We start from the raw sequence: 16969 nt of genomic DNA, 5'->3' as shown, positions 1-16969 counted from the left end.
AAAAAGCGCTAGCATTTCTTTACATACAAAATATGAGGAGTTTCATGCAGTTTCAGTTCACCAAAATGCAAGGCTCTGGTAATGACTTTATTGTTATTAACGCCATAGACCAACCTATCAATTTATCTGTACAAGATTGTCAATGGTTGGCCGATCGCCACTTTGGCGTGGGCTGTGATCAAATCCTCTTGGTTGAGAAGCCCCACCATAGTGACCATGATTTTCGTTATCGAATACTGAACGCCGATGGTAGCGAAGTGGAAAATTGCGGTAATGGAGCACGCTGTTTCGCCCGTTTTGTGGTAGATCAACAACTCACCACAAAACATCAACTATTAGTTGAAACGGCGGGAGGCGTTATCTCGCCTCAGTTACTGGCTGATGGACGAGTGTGCGTGAATATGGGAGTCCCGCAATTTAATCCTGTGGCCATTCCCTTTGTGGCTTCACAAGAACAATTACTCTACTCTCTTCAGGTCGGGGAGCTCGACAGAGAGATCGCTGCGTTATCTATGGGAAACCCTCACGCGGTACAAATTGTAAGTGATATTAATAATGCACCAGTAGCCAGCGAGGGGCCTCTTATTGAACATCACGAACGCTTCCCCCAACGAGTGAATGCAGGGTTCATGCAAATCCTTGACCGCGGTCATATTCAACTGCGCGTGTATGAGCGTGGCGCCGGCGAAACACTGGCCTGCGGGACAGGGGCCTGTGCTGCGGTGGTCTCTGGTATTCGCCAACATCTTCTTGATCAACGCGTTACAGTCTTCACACGAGGGGGGGAACTCACTATTGAATGGGCAGGTGGCATCTCCCCTGTGTTGATGACAGGTGATGCTATAACAGTTTTTGAGGGTAGCGTGATGCTACCCAAACACACGAGGTAAATATGTCTTTTTCATCGGCACAAGTAGCCAATTGGCTCACCCTTCACCCTGATTTTTTTAACGAACATAGCCACCTTCTCACCGAGCTATCGATTCCCCATCCCCACGGCACTCATGCCGTATCCTTAAACGAAAGGCAATTAATTGCTTTACGTGACAACAACCGTAGCTTAGACAAAAAATTAAGTGAATTGATCGGTTACGCTAAGGAGAATGATGATATCAGCGCTAAAATTCATCGCTTTAGTTGTGAGTTAATCAGCCAGCGCCTCCTCTCAGGAGTACTAGCAACCACTTACCACAGTCTGTCAGAACACTTTCACGTGCCCCATCTCACTATGCGACTGTGGGCAGTAAGCTCTGATGAGCGAGAAACACAAGAAGCCATTGAATTTAGCACCACGAGTCGTGAGACACAACATAGCGTTGAGCAGTTAAACGCTCCTTTGTGTGGTGATCAATTACCGCACCATATTAGCCAATGGTTATTAGGAGAAGAGAAGCACTGCGGCTCTTTTGCGTTGTTGCCACTCAAACAGGAACGCACCTTTGGCGCGCTCCTGTTGGGCGCTGAAGATAAGCAACGTTTTTATCAGGGTATGGGTACCCTATACCTAGAACGTTTAGCGGAACTCATTGCTTATAGTATAAAACGTCACTCCCATGGACAAGATATCATTGACTGAGGACACGGTTAATGCCTATTGCGCTTATCTAGAACATGAGCGACGCTTATCTGCTTTAACAGTGAAGCATTATCGCCGTGACCTCTCTCTTCTCACCGAGTATCTCTCGCCACGCAGTGTGATGGAGGCAACCCCCCAACTGATCCGTCATATGATTGGTAAACTGCACGCCAAAGGCCTTGGGGAGCGCAGTCTTAGCCGACTATTGTCTGCTTGGCGAGGGTTTTATCAGTTCTTAATCCGGCGGCAATTGATGACGAATAACCCCTGTCATGACGTGCGCTCACCTAAGATTAAAAGGAATTTACCCCACGCCCTCTCTCCTGATAGGGCGCAACAACTCATGGCAGAGCTGGGGGAGGATGCCCTGTCTTTAAGAGACCATGCTCTATTAGAATTGTTGTATTCCTCGGGACTACGTCTGCAAGAACTGGCCTCATTAAATCGCGGGGATATACAATGGGATGAGCATACACTCAGAGTGACTGGTAAAGGTTCAAAAACACGGATAGTCCCTATTGGGCGCTTTGCTGAGGAAGCGCTCAAGGTTTGGTTAGGTGTTGCTATGGAACGCCATCCTGAGGCCACTGCTCTTTTTTTAAGTCGCCATGGACAGCGTTTGAGTATGCGCAGTATTCAGCAACGAGTGAGCCTACGAGCGCAACAACTAGGGCTCGACGATCATGTACATCCCCATGTATTAAGACACTCTTTTGCATCCCATGTTCTACAATCAAGCGGCGACTTAAGGGCTGTACAAGAAATACTGGGGCATGCAAGTATCGTCTCAACACAGGTTTACACCCATCTTGATTTTCAGCACCTAGCTCAGGTCTATGACAAAGCACACCCACGCGCAAAAGTGAAGACTAAAAAGGATAACTCATCGTCATCAGAATAGTTCGTCGGAATCCATACTGCGGCGCGCCCACGCCGATACCTGTTCCATCACGAAGCAAATAACTGCGATCAAAGAGATTTAATACGGTTAAGCGTGCCTCAATATTATGGTAATCCTTAAAGTGATGACTTAAGGATCCATTTAAGGTGGCGTAAGCAGGCAGGGTTTGTGTATTGGCAAAACCACTGCGCAAACCACTACCAAATAGACCATCTAAAGAATAGTTAAGGAACTTACCTCGGTATAAGAGAGAGCCTGACAACGTATAGCGTTGATCATGATCCAGGTAGACCCAGTTTTGTGCAATATAGTTAATTTCATTTGCTGAGAAATTGTATTGTCCTGTCGCAACACCGTTAGCCTCAGCACGACTCACCGCAAAATTTACATTACCAGACCAGCGCTCATGATGATAACTCGCTGACCACTCACTACCGTAGATCACGCCCTCATTGTAATTAAAGGCTGAATAAATGAGCGCATTACCAAACTGCCCTTCATCCTGTAAGTCTTTCACGTAGCTGTAATAACTATCCCAACTTAAGTTCCAATCACTGTTTAAGCGATAATCCACCCCCATATCAAAATACTGAGTACGCTCAGCCTGCACGGTTAAATTAGCCCCCGAGGGCGATTGATTGGTGGTATTGGCGTAGGCCGCTACGGTGGTGGTATTAATTAACTCATTGGCGGGAGGAGTAAAGTAATTGGCATAGCCCACATGCCAACTGGTGCGCTGATTTGGTTGATACAGAAAATTGACTCGTGGACTTAGTTGATTAGCGTTAGTGATCCCTGCCACTTCATCAAAGCGTAGGCCATAGTTCATGGTCCAGTGGCGCATAAATTGCCACTTATCAGAGAGATACAATCCTAGATAACGACTATTTGAATTACTGTTATTGGTTACCGTGACAGGCAGTGATGAAGCATAGTTAGCATTATTTAATTGATTTAAGTAATACACCTGCGAGGAGTTGTCCGTTAAAAATCTTTCGTTTTGAGCCATCAGCCCCCAGGATAAAGTGTGCTCCGTATTCACCTCGTAATGGGTATCGTTTTGAACTCCCAAGGCCTCATTACGACGGGTGATGTGACTACTCACGCCTGTATAAAATAAATCGCCCAACTGCGGATCAGGTAAATATTGGATTTGACTCATGCGGTGATACAAAGACCACTGTGTGTTAAGGGAAGACGACAAACGACTTTTAAGACTTAACACTTGAAAACTATTGAGCTCATTTTGCTGATCATTTAATTGACTCGATAATGGAGTCGATGTTAACGTAGAATTATATTGTGGAGCCAAGCCGATACGATTAGGAATTTGGAACGCATTACTAGCTTGACCAAACATAACACTAATTTGCTCGTCCGTATTGACATCATAGGCCAACAAACCAAAACCATTAGTCTGCTGTGTACGGTCATGTAAGGCATTCAGCCCACCCTGTGGATTTTGAATGCCGAGCCCATTGGTGAGCCATGAAGCGGAAAGGTTATAACTGAGTTTGCCTCGGGTCCCGTTAGCCAGAATACCTGTCTGAAAATAATCCCTTGAGCCGGCACTCACAGCAATCTCCCCATAGGGATCAGAACCCGCTCCCGCCGTATGCATATCCACTACTCCTGCCGTATCATAGCCATAGTCAGCAGGCAAAGCACCAGCCAGTAAATTCATGCTGGAGATCATGCGTGAATCAAAAATCTGACCAAAACCACTTAACCCAGAGGGGATGAGAATACCATTAAGACGATACTGTAAATTTCCATGGTTACCACGCACATGAATTTGTCCAAAACCATCTTGTACTACGCCCGGTGCCTGAAGGAGTATTTCATTCAATGGAGTGTTATCCCCTTGAGGTAAGGATTGAATATCTGTATCAGAAAAATGGTATTGAGAGACCCCTTGAGTACTCACTTGATTGCGGTTGGTTTTTTCAGGTGGTGTCGCATTCACAATGACAGGACTCATCATCACAACAGGAGGATCCTCCTCAGCCTGAACGCAAAACGGAGAAGCAGTAATCAGTAACACAGTACAAAGTATAAAAGGCGCTTTCATGGGCCTAGGCTCCTTATCTCAATTCATCACATAACATAACATCACGCCACCTATTAGCCAGTAGCGAAGCATCTCATTAATATGGGGGAGGAGCTCGGGAGAAAAAGACAATAAGAAGAGTAGAAATATATTGATCACATAGCGCATCAATGGTGATGAGTGAAATTAAATACCAGTTTTGTGAGGCGATCGGGGGGGCACCTCCTCCCTCATGAGTCACTTGATGAGAGACTAATTGACACACTACGCAATCATGATCCAACACACTAAGGTGGTAATGGGTGCTTTCTAACCACTGAATGGCACAGAGCAGGCATACCAATACCAATACTCTTAAATATCGACATGAATAGGGTTTGAATAGCGTCTTGATCATGACAACACATTAATCTTTTGCCACGCTTGAGATTGCCAGCGCAACCATAAGGAAATACCTAAGCATATAGTATATACCAAGGCGGCCACCCAGCCACCCACTGCCCCCCATCCCCACTGAGGTAGAAAATTCACCCAACCTTGATGGGGCAAAAAGGTCAGCATATGGCATAAGGGCATGAATACTAACCAAGATAATAGGAGTAGCATCAGGGTTGGAAAGCGCACATCTCCAGCACCACGCAAACAAAAGGAGCTAGATAAGTTTAAGCCATCAAACACTTGGTATGCTGCTGCAATCCATAACAGCTTTTGTCCTAAATCCACCACATTGTGATCAAAGCGTCCCTCAGCAGTAAACATTCTCATCACCCAAGGACCATTTAACGCAAGCAATAATCCCGTGACCCCCATGTAGATCATGGAAATCAGCATAATAACGCGAGCGCAACGCATCGCCCAATCTTTATTACCCGCACCAATGGATTGCCCCACCAGCGTTGTCCCAGCCAACGCAATACCAATGGCTGGCATATAAGCCACGGATGTCAACATCATCACAATTTGTGTTGCAGCCCCATCCACAGGACTCAAGCGCACTTGCATTAACTGAAAAAGAGCCAGCCCAATGACATCTACTGCGGGAAACAAGCCCGTAGGGATGCCTAAACGAAATACTTGTATTAAACCTGATAAATCCGGCTTCCAGCAAGAAAGACTTTGAAATTCTCGGTGAAACAAAGGACCCATAAAAAACATTAAGCCCACTAAAATCCCAATTAATAAGGCCACAGTACTGGCCCATGCAGCTCCTCGAATACCCATGTGTAAATGCACAATAAATAACTCATTAAGTAGTGCATTGGTGAGCATCACCGTCAGCATGACCCAAAGAGTCACACGCGGTCGACTGATGCCATTAAAAAAAGAGTTAAGCGAGTAGAGAATTGCCGATACAGACCCTCCCAGAAGTCGGGGCATCCAGAACTGATCCGCCAACTCACCAATGTGGCCATTGAGCTCAAAGTGCCCTAAAAACCACTGGCCATGAAAAGCTACTAATAAAAAGAGGGGAGTTGTTAACAATGAACCCCAGATACCACTCCAGGCGGCACCAGCGGCCTTGGTATAGTTGCCAGCTCCGTAGGCTTGCGCCACCAAGGTTTGAACACCCATACCCACACCGCCGATCAGAAGAAAGAATACAAATACCAAGTAATAACATGCCCCCATGGCGGCCATGGCATCGGTGGAAAGTTTACCTATAAACCAAGTATCTGTTAAGTTTAAAACCACTTGTAAACTACTATTAAAAAATAGTGGGGCCGCCAAAGTGATAATGGCGGGAACATCCACGTGGGCTACCCCCCTCTCATCGATGCGTTGTGCCGGTAACTGACGGACCATTAGCTTTGCCTTGAATGTTGCTGAGATACCAGACTCGGCGCACCAATCAGCATTAGTACTAAAAACATTGCGTTAAGGTAACCCAAGACTCCAAACATACGGCTAATGGTTAAACCCTGTGATAAACCTACTAGAATCAATAAAGAAGCGGCAATCATAAACAAAGCATTAAACATATTAGTTAAACCCAATACGGCAGCGCGATGATGCAAAGGAGTATGTTGTTGAATCCAAACATACATAGGAACAATATACATTCCTGCAAAAAAACCCAAACCAACTACCTCAAGTAAGGCATAGATAACTCTATTGGAACTCGGCAGAGTATCTATGACACTCAAACAGAGTGATAGCACACTCATAGCAATTAAAGATGCGGCAATTAGCAGACGAGATAGCCGGGTGGATAACAAGCGGCCAGACAGAAGTGAACCCGCAGCCACCGATAAGGACAACAGTGTCCAAAATAGCGTCACCAAATAGGAACTGCCAGAGAGAACTTCTTTGCAATAATTAGGTAATTCCGTGAGATAGATAGCCCCAAAAAACCAAAACCAAGAATTACCTACCATCGCTGCCCATAAACCAGCCCCTTGCCTCACTATGGCCAAGTGGGTGAGAAGTCCCTGAAAGGGATTGGCACTAATTGATACCGACTGATCACACACTTGAGTACTGGTTATTTTAAGGCTCGCCCATAAACCCAGCAGAGCCATGAATATCACCGCCAAAATAAGACAATAAATTCCCCTATTACCTAAGGGAATTAACAACGCACTTAAATTAGTCCCCAAAATAATCGCTAAAAAAGTACCGAGCTCCACCCAGCCATTGGCTAAGGCCAAGTTATGTTTCCCCACCAACTCTGGCAGGACGGCATATTTCACGGGCCCAAAAAATGCTGAGTGCACCCCCAACAAAAAAATAATGCATAAAATACCCCATAAGGAATGCTGCAATATAGCGAGGGATCCCAGCAGCATTAAGCCCACCTCTAGGCCTTTAAGAAGGCGAATTAAACGCGTTTTAATCAGTCTATCCGCAAGGCGTCCCGCCATAAGAGAAAAGAGTACAAAGGGGGTAATAAATAACGCTGCAATGATATTGACCCACCAAGCACCCTCCTGAAGACCCCAACTCTCCGCCTGAAAGGTGAAAATAATAATCAAGGCATTTTTATATAAATTGTCGTTGAAGGCGCCACAAAACTGCGTCCACCACAGGGCAGTTAATGTTTTGCGCAAACTCATTTTAAAGGCACTTCACCTTGGCAAACTTACGTTTACCCACTTGAATTATGCCCACCATCCCAGATAAAAATAAGAAACTCTTATCTAAAACAGGTTCACCATTAAACTTGACGCCATTATTGTGAATTAAACGAATGGCTTCACTGGTGCTCTCCACAAGATGAGTCTGTTTCATGACTTGCGGAATGGCTAAACCCATCTCTCCCACCACGATGTCAATCTCCACAAGATTCTCTGGAACGCCACCATGGCGAAAACGAGACTCAAAATCCTCCAGCGCTTGTTTGGCAGCGGCAAGACCATGAAACCTCGCGACAATCTCCTGCGCTAGTAATACTTTAATGTCCCGAGGATTACGTCCCTCAGCAACTTCTTTGCGGTAGTTAGCAATGCTTGAGAGTGAAGAAAAGGACAACAACTCATAATAGCGCCACATCAGTTCGTCGGAGATAGACATCAGCTTACCAAACTGATCACTAGGCGCCTCATTGATACCAATATAATTGTTTTGTGATTTCGACATTTTGTTAATGCCATCAGTGCCCTCTAATAATGGCATTGTTAATATAGTCTGGGGAGGTTGCCCGAAATGCTTTTGCAGTTCACGGCCCATTAACAGGTTAAACTTTTGATCCGTGCCACCCAATTCCAAGTCAGCCCTTAAAGCAACGGAGTCATAGCCTTGCACCAAGGGATAAAGGAACTCATGAATGGCGATGGGTAATTCTGCCTTAAAGCGTTTAGCAAAATCATCGCGTTCAAGCATTCTGGCCACCGTGTGGGTGGCGGCCAGTTTAATTAATCCGGCGGCCCCCAGCTCATTCATCCAAGTGGAGTTAAAAGCTACGGTAGTGCGCTGGGGATCTAAAATTTTAAAAACCTGAGACTGATAGGTTTCAGCGTTTTGCGCCACCTGCTCTAAAGTGAGTGGCGGGCGAGTGGCATTGCGCCCTGTGGGATCGCCAATTAAACCCGTAAAGTCTCCGATTAAGAAAATAACGTCGTGACCCAAGTCCTGCAATACCTTAAGTTTATTAATGAGTACCGTATGGCCTAAATGTAAATCAGGTGCCGTAGGGTCAAAGCCAGCCTTAACTCGCAGAGGTTTACCGCTCTCAAGACGTTCTTTAAATTGCGTTTCTGGCAGAATTTCCTCTGCACCACGTTTAATTTCATCAAAATCAGTATTTACAATCATTTAAATAGCTTAACCTTACTAAAAAACCCAAAAAAAGACCCTGAAGGGAGCGTTTGTCCAAAAACCAGGGTTCTGGTAAACTTAAAGATATGGATATAGTAAAAAATATTATTGAATTCCTTAAACATTGGATTTTAACTCAAAACTCACTCACTAAGGCCTCTGATTCACGCCGCAGTGGTATGGTCGCAAGTTTACTGATGTTACTCTTTGGTGGAGCAACAGCCTTCGGTATCACCCCAGGGTTATCCACCGGGAGTCACAGCGTCACCCCAGTGATTGAAGATATTACCCGAACACAATTAACAGGGGTGATGACTCCTGGCCTCTATACTCAGCAAGACAGCGTTCACAACGGCGATACCCTAGCCTCTCTCCTATTTAGAATGGGGGTTGACGACCAGGAAGCTCTCGCTTTTATTGGTAAGGATAAGACGGCAGTAACTATTTTTAGAAGCATGGCGCCAGGTAAACCCATAAGTATTCAAAAGAACAATAATGGTACCTTAATTAGCCTGCGCTTTCCTCTTAATGAGAAAGACACCCTTAAGGTTACTCGTGTCGCTGATCATTTTGTAGCCAGTATTGTAGTCTCCCAAGAGACCAAAGAGCTATTACAAGCCACCGGTACCATCAATAGTTCGCTTTTTGCAGCGGCTGATAATGCTGGGCTACCCGATAGCATCACTCGTCAGCTAACTCATTTGTTTTCTACAGATATTGATTTTCATAATGATCTTCGCCGTGGAGATACTTTCTCAGTGATTTATGAAGCTGCCAGCGACGAGTTTGATCAGATTAAACCTGGACGAATTATGGCGGCAGAATTTGTTAATAAAGGACAGGCTTTTCGACGAGTATTTTATGCCACGAATGATGGGGGAGATTACTTTACCCCAGAGGGTGTGGGCATTAAAGCATCCTTTTTACGCTCTCCCATCCCCTTCTCACGGGTTACCTCAGGTTTTACCATGGAACGCTTCCACCCTATTTTTAAAACATGGCGCGCCCATAAGGGGATTGATTTAGCCGCTCCCATGGGCACCCCTGTTGAGGCTGTGGCTAACGCTGTCGTGGTGTTTGCAGGTTGGAAAAATGGCTATGGGAATGTGATTGAATTGCGTCATAGTAATGGAGTGGATACCGTATACGGTCATCTTTCAGGTTTTGTACGCGGTTTACGAGTGGGTGAACATATTCGCCAAGGTGAACTCATTGGTTATGTAGGGATGACGGGCTGGGCAACCGGTCCGCATCTTCACTATGAGTTTAAAATTAACAACGTACAGCGTGACCCACAGGGTCCTGAAGTACGACGCTATCTTAATGCTTCCATTAACATCGCAGGGCGAGCTAGAAACCAATTCTTAGTTTCTACGGCCCCTTTAATTAAAGAATTAAACGCCATCCGTGGCACAGCAAGCGCCGCAGCTAACTTCGAGTAGCCCCTCATCCACTCTCTACATCGGTTTGATGTCAGGAACAAGTATGGATGGAGTGGATGGTATATTAGTTGACTTGGGTAATGCTTTGCCAAGGGTACTCAAGCATACTCATCTTCCCTTTCAAGACAGCTTAAAACAAGACCTCATCCAACTCAATGATTCTGGCAAAACAGAGCATGAATTAGAAAAGGCCGCTCTCACTGCCAATACCTTAAGTCAACTTTACGCCCAATGTGTGGAACAGCTGACAGATGACCCATCATCCATTAAGGCCATTGGTTGTCATGGACAAACCATACGTCATCGACCGGAAAAAGGATTTACTGTTCAATTGGTTAACGGGGCACTCTTGGCCGAACTTACTGGAATAAATACTATTTGCGACTTTAGATCCAGGGATATTGCAGCGGGCGGACAAGGGGCCCCTCTTGTTCCCATAGTGCATCAAGCGTGGTTTAGTGACAAGAACAAACATCGTATCATCCTTAATTTAGGCGGCATTGCCAATCTCACCAGTCTTCACCCTCACCAATCTGTGTTAGGTTTTGACTGTGGCCCGGCAAACCTTTTGTTAGATGGATGGATTTACCGCTCAACGGGTAAGTCATTTGATAGTGCTGGGGCATGGGCTAGGGGCGGTCAGATCAATACTCAACTATTAAATCGGTTACTAAAACATCCTTTCTTGTCTCTCCCTCCGCCTAAGAGTACAGGAAGAGAGAGCTTTAATATATCGTGGCTACTTAATATTGAAGGAGTCAACCAAATCAAGGCTCAGGATGTACAGGCCACCCTCACTGAATTCAGTGCGCTATGTATTATTGAATCTGTTACCGTGCTAAAAAGTGATCTTCCTTTAGAGATAGTGTGTGGCGGTGGAGGAGCTCTGAATTTATTTTTGTTAGAGAGAATCGCCAATCACTTACAAGACATTCCCATTATCACCACAGAAAAATTGGGTATGGATATTCACCAAGTGGAAGCAGCAGCTTTTGCATGGCTTGCCTATGCTTTCGATCAAGGTTTAGCAGGAAATGTCACTTCAGTGACAGGCGCCAAACACCCAGCGATCCTTGGCGCCCTCTATCCTGCTTAAATCTTCTTAATTAACCCTGTCCGCGATTGGCCGAAGCGCCGCGAATTAACGTACCTATACCCTCATCAGTAAGCACTTCAAGGAGTAGCGCATGGGGAACCCTACCATCAATAATATGGGAAGTTTTAACACCATTTTGTACCGCATCTAAAGCGCAATCCACCTTAGGGAGCATCCCCCCTGAAATGGTCCCGTCGGCAATTAATGCCTGAACTTTTGCGGTGTTGAGACCCGTTAACACTTGCCCTTCCTTATCGAGTACCCCCGAGGTATTTGTGAGCAATAGAAGCTTTTCCGCTTGCAGGGTTACTGCAAGCTTTCCTGCCACCAAATCAGCATTGATGTTATAGGCCTCACCATTTTCTCCCACTCCCAAGGGAGCGATCACAGGGATAAAGTTCTGTTTCGAGAGTAAGTTAACGATATTAGGATCAATACTCACTACCTCCCCCACTTGGCCAATATCAATTTCCTCATCGGATTGCTGAGGATTACGAATTTTAAGTTTTCTGGCATGGATAAAGTTACCATCTTTACCAGTTAACCCCACAGCGTTGCCGCCAGCGCGATTAATTAAGGTCACGATATCTTGATTAACTAAGCCACCCAACACCATTTCCACTACATCCAAGGTTTCCTCATCCGTAACGCGCATTCCTTGAATAAACTCACTTTGTTTCCCCACTCTCTTTAAAAGCTCCCCAATTTGCGGACCACCGCCATGCACCACCACTGGGTTCATACCAATTAGCTTTAACAACACCACGTCTCTAGCAAAGCCCTCTTGCAGCGCCACATCAGTCATGGCATTACCACCGTACTTGATCACAATAGTTTTACCATGAAAGCGTTGAATGTAGGGTAACGCTTCAATTAATACGGTAGTTTTAAATTCAGGAGAGATGAGACTTGTCATGGCGTGAACTCGAAGTGATAAATTGTGCCCATTTTATGACAAAATGGCCTTAAACCCAATAGACAGTTTTAGTCATTAATTTTGAGCTGATTGCCATAGCCCTTTTAATCCACTCTGGGAACTCAAAAGCACCCAGTGATTCGGCAAGCTTAGCGTGAGATTGTTCATCTTTACGCATTACCTCAATGATAGCTCTTGTTTTAAGATCTTCATTATTTAATTTCTCTAAATGAGAGTTAAGATGGAGTTCAACTTGTTTTTCTGTTTCCTTCAGAAAGGCCAAGTTCCATCCGTCTCCAGCAATCCCAGCACTAATACCCATTAAAAAAGCACCTGTATACCATACTGGATTTAAGTAACTCACTCGACCACCTAATTCTTTAATTCTCGTCTCACACCAGGCGAGGTGATCAAGTTCCTCCTGTGCCGCCTCTTTCAAAGCATCACGTGTATAAGTTTGCCTAGCTGTCAAAGCCTGTCCCTGATAGAGCGCTTGCGCGCAGACTTCACCTGTGTGATTAATTCGCATCAAACGAGACGCAAAGCGACGATCTCGCTCAGATAAATCTAAATCTCTAAGTTCCCCTCCAGGGGTGGCTCTTCCAGCTTGCTGTGAGGTTACTAATACTCTAAGACTGCGGTCAAAGGCAATGATGAGCTGATCTAGCAAAACGGCCATGGCTTACTATCCTTAAAGTGTTTTATTGATGGTGAGACAGGTTTTTTAAATAACAGTTACAAGTATTTTATCTGAATTCAAAAAATCCTTTTCAAATACGTTAAGTTTTTCTAAATCATTAAAACAATATTTGTTAATTTTTGTTAACAAAAAAATACGGCGATATTTAAATATGAAAGAATTGTGACAATTTATAACTTTACTATCCTGAAAGAGAAAAACTCCAGATCATTTGTAAATTATCAAAGTGTTAATTTTGTATCAAAAATTCATTAAAGCCATCATTTTTTCATTTGTAAGCTATTCTTATTAATAAGAAAATTAACCCATTGATTTTATTGATTTTTTTAAGAAAATAAACTTTCATCTGTAATGGATGGAGTTTACACATGAAAAAATCGCTACTCGCTTTAGCAGCCCTAGCATCTGTTGCTGGTATAGCTAACGCTCAAGATGGTGTTCAGTTATACGGTGTGTTAGATGCAGGTGTAGTTCAAGCTACCAATGCAGCTGACATTTCACCAACTTTCGTTACTGGTTTAGTTCCTACAGGTTCTTCAGCTAAAGCCGCTGATCGTGGTACGGTTCTAGGCATGATGAACGGTGGAGAATCTGCTACTCGCTGGGGTATTAAAGGTTCTGAGGATTTAGGTTCTGGTCGTAAAGTAAGCTTTACGTTAGAGTCAGGTTTTAGCATTGGTAATGGTACCTTAGCCCAAGCAGGATTAGCAGGTAGCAGCACTAACCTGTCTGCAGCTGACACCAGCTTAAATGGCCAACTATTTGGGCGCCAAGCTCACTTGGATTTGTCTGATCCATATTATGGCGAATTACAGATTGGTCGAGTATACAACTTACAAGCTGATATCGTTTCTGGTGGATACGATCCAGTTGATTTTCAAATGTTCTCACCTATCGCTTTCTCAGGTTTTTACGGCGGTGGCGGTACAACAGATAATTTCCGTATTGATAATTCTTTGAAATACATCAAAGCCTACGGTAATTACAAGTTCAAATACTTGCATTCCTTTGGTGGGATCTCAAACAGCTACAACGCAAGAAGTTCCGATCAAGCTACCATCGGATATGAAAACACACGTTTTGGCTTACAAGGTGGTTATCAATACACCCACGATGTATCAGAACTTGCTGTGCCTGGAACTTTAACGGGTACAACCACACCAATTCCAAATGCCGTGGCAGTGACATTTAATGATTTAAGGTCATATATTCTAGCTGGTAAATACAACTTCAATCAAAAACTTACCGTTAAAGGTGGTTATGAATTTGTACAATATTTACCTCCAAGTAACTACAGCGCTGACCAACAACTCAACAGCATTTACACCTACACAGTAGCCTCAAGCACTGCTGGTGGATCTAAACAGTACAATGTATATTGGTTAGGTGCTGATTATAACCTTTCAGATAGAATCAAATTATCTGGTGGTTACTATTGGGTAACGTTACAAGCCGGCGGCACAGCTGGAGACGGATACGATAAATATGCGTCTGTTGCTGCTGAGTACTATTTGAGCAAACGTACCAACTTTTATGCTGCAGTGATGAATGATACCAAACAAGGAGCAGCAGCAGCTGGTGCCGCTTATCCTTCAACATTCAATACCTACGGTATTGGTGTACGTACCAAGTTCTAATCTCTTGCTTGTTAAGACCAGTCTAAGGCAAGAATGCAGTAAATTAAACCCACTGTGGCAACGCAGTGGGTTTAATATTAACTATGTATGTGATCAATTTTCATTTCTGCACTAATTTCACTCGCGTAATACTTATCAATCATTTCAACACTAGTTCGTGAATTTCTTGCGAGTGTTAAGAGATCTGTTTTCTTACCATAAAGAAGACGATAGGTAATTGCAGAATGTCTTAATGAATATAATGTTCTTTTCAATCCATTAGAAGAAAATCTTAAATTACAATTAATTAAAAGCTTTCTAAAGTTATTTTCAAGGATGGTAATGGCTGCTTGACGATCACTCACTTCAGGAAGAAATAGATAATCCTTTGGTTTATTTAAACCAAATTGTTGATAATATTCAACCAATCGCTGATATGCAAAAACAGCTCCGGGCAAGGTAATGGTTTGTCCAGTATGACGTTTGGTTTCAGGTAAATTTAACCTCAAATAAACATATTTACCTTTAATTATTTCCACATGTTGATGTTGAATGATTTTAAGATCAACAGGCCGAATAAACGAGTTAATCATAAACCTTATAACCCAATTTAATCCAAACATTATATTTTGTTGATTAGTAAAAATACCATTTTTTATATTTCTATGAGTTGGTGGGTAGGGTAATTCATGCAACGATGAGTATCTAATACTTTCTTTACAAAGTGTTTTATATTCATTTAAGGTAAACCAACCCCTTGGCTTTTTTTGAACTTTTATTTTAGGTATGTAGGGGATATCGTTTATCCAATCGTTTAATTTGGCGGTTACAAATATTTTTTTTAAAGCAACCAAATACTGAGATATTGTCACATTATTATATTCAAAGGTACTTAAATAGTTTAGAAAAGAACTAATATCTTGATGAGTCACTTCGTCAATGGAATAACGTTTAAAGTAAGGAAGAATATGTTTAAGAATTCTTGAGCATGTCATTCTAAACGTGTGAGAGGTGATTTCATTGCGTAATACCTTTGAACGCTCATTATTTATGGTTAGGTCAGTAATCGTCTTAAAACTAGGAATTACGTTAGGAGTCTTTAGGAAGTTAAAATGGCTTTGTTTAAGTTTAATTTCCTGATTATTTTTCTTGTTTATACCTGTAGTGTTTAAAGTTATAGTTTTCGCTGGAGCGTTACTCTGATGACTCTTGTCTTCACTAGTGAAAGTATTTCTTGGGATCACTCCAATATGACTGTTTTCAATGGGAATAAAAAACTCATGACTATTATTAGTATTATTTGTCAAACTCAAGATGCTGGGTTTATCAAATAGAATGCTATCTAAATTACTGACATGGAGTAACTTTCCTCGAACTAGTATAAGAAAATTGTCCATAATCAATTGATGGTCAATTTTTTCACCTAACTTATATTCTTTTATAATCATATTAATATCTTTTTTAATTGTCTATTGTTGAAAATATAATAAAAAAAAATTGATTAGAAAAAAAATTTGTAATTTTTTATTTTCAACAAGTTTTTACATTTAGTAAAAATGTAATAAAATATGTAAAAAAATGTAACAAACGAGTTCGTAAAAAAACCCCAATATCAATTGAGGTTTTTATTTAATTAGCTGGTCATTTCCATTCAATTAACTCATAAGCCAAATAATCTTCATTTCCAGTTCCCCCTCTTCCTGGTATTAAAAACGTTCCGTTTTGCACCCTTAATACCCAGCGTCCAATTTCTGGAACAAACCATATATCGTCAAATCGTTTATTTTCTTTTTTGTAGTAAAACTCATTACTCTCAAAACGTATATTACTTCTAATATGAAAGGCATTAAATTTCCCAGCTCGAGTTGTTATAGACTCCCAGCCTACATACTCAACATCTTTATGCCAAGAATATAAAGAGAATGGATCATCAACAACAGAGTATTGATTATCTGCACTTATTTTTCCAGGTAATAGTTCTTTTGGCCAGATTTGATCTGGATTTTGAAAGACAACTTCCGGTTGCCAATGAGGATCTTCTTTTATTTCTCCCCATGATGTCTGGACCTCATTAGGAAGTTTTCCGTTTTTCTTACTTATTCTTTGAATAACAATGTCAGGGCTAACAGAAACTACCGTTTCAGTGATTTCGTCTACAATTTGATTTTTATATTTGTCCCTAACTTGATATTTCCAAAATTGACCAACTTCTGGATGACGTACTGCTTTGACATTGTTTGTAGAAGATATTTTTTTTAAATCGTAGGTATTTTCTTGAGTAGCACAAGAAGTAATTAACAAAGAAACTCCGAAGAATAAAAGACTTCTTCTGAATTTAAGAAATTTACTCATAACTTAACCGCCATTATATTTTTCAAGTAAACCCCTTACGTAAACATGTAAGGGGTTTATTGACGT

General features: G+C 42.5%; 15 protein-coding genes. 6 read left to right on the top strand and 9 right to left on the bottom strand.

The window, feature by feature from the left end:
* Nucleotides 1–44: 44 nt before the first annotated feature.
* The 3 genes from dapF to xerC are packed head-to-tail and all read left to right on the top strand — an operon-like array spanning nt 45 to nt 2477.
* Nucleotides 45–890 carry a diaminopimelate epimerase gene (dapF, locus tag FERRO_RS03565; protein WP_056929478.1) on the top strand — a complete coding sequence of 282 codons (846 nt, stop codon included), beginning with the start codon at nt 45–47 and terminating at the stop codon, nt 888–890.
* A gap of 2 nt (nt 891–892) precedes the next feature.
* Nucleotides 893–1576 (top strand): DUF484 family protein, encoded by a 684-nt coding sequence (locus FERRO_RS03560; RefSeq protein WP_056929477.1) that lies wholly within the window; start codon nt 893–895, stop codon nt 1574–1576.
* The gene (gene xerC / locus FERRO_RS03555; protein ID WP_056929476.1) at nt 1554–2477 is read left to right on the top strand and encodes a tyrosine recombinase XerC; all 924 of its coding nucleotides are present in this window, start codon (nt 1554–1556) and stop codon (nt 2475–2477) included. The genes FERRO_RS03560 and xerC overlap by 23 nt, the downstream gene beginning before the upstream one ends.
* On the opposite strand, the gene FERRO_RS03550 is transcribed toward xerC, so the two are convergent.
* The 5 genes from FERRO_RS03550 to tyrS all read right to left on the bottom strand — a co-directional run bounded on the left by FERRO_RS03550 (nt 2446) and on the right by tyrS (nt 8778).
* Nucleotides 2446–4548 carry a TonB-dependent receptor gene (locus FERRO_RS03550; protein ID WP_056929475.1) on the bottom strand — a complete coding sequence of 701 codons (2103 nt, stop codon included), beginning with the start codon at nt 4546–4548 and terminating at the stop codon, nt 2446–2448. The genes xerC and FERRO_RS03550 overlap by 32 nt on opposite strands.
* 76 nt (nt 4549–4624) lie before the next feature.
* A complete protein-coding gene (locus FERRO_RS03545; RefSeq protein ID WP_056929474.1) occupies nt 4625–4924 on the bottom strand; it encodes a hypothetical protein in 300 nt (99 codons plus the stop codon).
* Nucleotides 4921–6330: an MATE family efflux transporter gene (locus FERRO_RS03540; RefSeq protein ID WP_056929473.1), complete on the bottom strand. Its 1410-nt coding sequence runs from the start codon at nt 6328–6330 to the stop codon at nt 4921–4923. Before FERRO_RS03540 ends, FERRO_RS03545 begins: the two co-directional genes overlap by 4 nt.
* Nucleotides 6330–7580: an MFS transporter gene (locus FERRO_RS03535; RefSeq protein ID WP_056929472.1), complete on the bottom strand. Its 1251-nt coding sequence runs from the start codon at nt 7578–7580 to the stop codon at nt 6330–6332. Before FERRO_RS03535 ends, FERRO_RS03540 begins: the two co-directional genes overlap by 1 nt.
* 1 nt (nt 7581) lies before the next feature.
* Nucleotides 7582–8778, bottom strand: coding sequence for a tyrosine--tRNA ligase (tyrS, locus tag FERRO_RS03530; protein ID WP_056929471.1), 1197 nt, complete (start codon nt 8776–8778; stop codon nt 7582–7584).
* A 53-nt stretch (nt 8779–8831) separates the two neighbouring features.
* Here tyrS and FERRO_RS03525 point away from each other — a divergent pair, with 53 nt between their 5' ends.
* The gene (locus FERRO_RS03525) at nt 8832–10223 is read left to right on the top strand and encodes a M23 family metallopeptidase (RefSeq protein ID WP_056929470.1); all 1392 of its coding nucleotides are present in this window, start codon (nt 8832–8834) and stop codon (nt 10221–10223) included.
* The gene (locus tag FERRO_RS03520) at nt 10189–11319 is read left to right on the top strand and encodes an anhydro-N-acetylmuramic acid kinase (protein WP_275044302.1); all 1131 of its coding nucleotides are present in this window, start codon (nt 10189–10191) and stop codon (nt 11317–11319) included. Before FERRO_RS03525 ends, FERRO_RS03520 begins: the two co-directional genes overlap by 35 nt.
* A gap of 10 nt (nt 11320–11329) precedes the next feature.
* Here the strand turns inward: FERRO_RS03520 and argB are convergent, their stop codons facing one another.
* Entirely contained in the window at nt 11330–12235 is a 906-nt protein-coding gene (gene argB, locus FERRO_RS03515) for an acetylglutamate kinase (protein WP_056929468.1), read from the bottom strand.
* 49 nt (nt 12236–12284) lie between these two features.
* Complete coding sequence (gene coq7, locus FERRO_RS03510) at nt 12285–12914, bottom strand: 2-polyprenyl-3-methyl-6-methoxy-1,4-benzoquinone monooxygenase (protein ID WP_056929467.1); 630 nt, start codon at nt 12912–12914, stop codon at nt 12285–12287.
* A gap of 389 nt (nt 12915–13303) precedes the next feature.
* Between coq7 and FERRO_RS03505 the strand changes: the two genes are divergently transcribed.
* Nucleotides 13304–14572 (top strand): porin, encoded by a 1269-nt coding sequence (locus FERRO_RS03505; RefSeq protein ID WP_056929466.1) that lies wholly within the window; start codon nt 13304–13306, stop codon nt 14570–14572.
* A 77-nt stretch (nt 14573–14649) separates the two neighbouring features.
* On the opposite strand, the gene FERRO_RS03500 is transcribed toward FERRO_RS03505, so the two are convergent.
* Together FERRO_RS03500 and FERRO_RS03495 are read right to left on the bottom strand one after the other, a co-directional pair.
* A complete protein-coding gene (locus FERRO_RS03500) occupies nt 14650–15999 on the bottom strand; it encodes a phage integrase SAM-like domain-containing protein (protein ID WP_056929465.1) in 1350 nt (449 codons plus the stop codon).
* 193 nt (nt 16000–16192) lie between these two features.
* Nucleotides 16193–16903 carry a hypothetical protein gene (locus FERRO_RS03495; RefSeq protein ID WP_056929464.1) on the bottom strand — a complete coding sequence of 237 codons (711 nt, stop codon included), beginning with the start codon at nt 16901–16903 and terminating at the stop codon, nt 16193–16195.
* Nucleotides 16904–16969 lie beyond the last annotated feature (66 nt).

The organism is Ferrovum sp. JA12, from assembly GCF_001431705.1.
Taxonomy (GTDB): domain Bacteria; phylum Pseudomonadota; class Gammaproteobacteria; order Burkholderiales; family Ferrovaceae; genus PN-J185.
The sequence above is the reverse complement of the archived record's forward strand: the minus strand, read 5'-3'. Positions and strand labels throughout refer to the sequence as shown.

What these genes read in the sequence shown, in the direction of transcription:
- dapF (WP_056929478.1), top strand. Translation starts at nt 45, where the DNA reads ATGCAGTTTCAGTTCACCAAAATGCAAGGCTCTGGTAATGACTTTATT.
- FERRO_RS03560 (WP_056929477.1), top strand. Translation starts at nt 893, where the DNA reads ATGTCTTTTTCATCGGCACAAGTAGCCAATTGGCTCACCCTTCACCCT.
- xerC (WP_056929476.1), top strand. Translation starts at nt 1,554, where the DNA reads ATGGACAAGATATCATTGACTGAGGACACGGTTAATGCCTATTGCGCT.
- FERRO_RS03550 (WP_056929475.1), bottom strand. Translation starts at nt 4,548, where the DNA reads ATGAAAGCGCCTTTTATACTTTGTACTGTGTTACTGATTACTGCTTCT.
- FERRO_RS03545 (WP_056929474.1), bottom strand. Translation starts at nt 4,924, where the DNA reads ATGATCAAGACGCTATTCAAACCCTATTCATGTCGATATTTAAGAGTA.
- FERRO_RS03540 (WP_056929473.1), bottom strand. Translation starts at nt 6,330, where the DNA reads ATGGTCCGTCAGTTACCGGCACAACGCATCGATGAGAGGGGGGTAGCC.
- FERRO_RS03535 (WP_056929472.1), bottom strand. Translation starts at nt 7,580, where the DNA reads ATGAGTTTGCGCAAAACATTAACTGCCCTGTGGTGGACGCAGTTTTGT.
- tyrS (WP_056929471.1), bottom strand. Translation starts at nt 8,778, where the DNA reads ATGATTGTAAATACTGATTTTGATGAAATTAAACGTGGTGCAGAGGAA.
- argB (WP_056929468.1), bottom strand. Translation starts at nt 12,235, where the DNA reads ATGACAAGTCTCATCTCTCCTGAATTTAAAACTACCGTATTAATTGAA.
- coq7 (WP_056929467.1), bottom strand. Translation starts at nt 12,914, where the DNA reads ATGGCCGTTTTGCTAGATCAGCTCATCATTGCCTTTGACCGCAGTCTT.
- FERRO_RS03505 (WP_056929466.1), top strand. Translation starts at nt 13,304, where the DNA reads ATGAAAAAATCGCTACTCGCTTTAGCAGCCCTAGCATCTGTTGCTGGT.
- FERRO_RS03500 (WP_056929465.1), bottom strand. Translation starts at nt 15,999, where the DNA reads ATGATTATAAAAGAATATAAGTTAGGTGAAAAAATTGACCATCAATTG.
- FERRO_RS03495 (WP_056929464.1), bottom strand. Translation starts at nt 16,903, where the DNA reads ATGAGTAAATTTCTTAAATTCAGAAGAAGTCTTTTATTCTTCGGAGTT.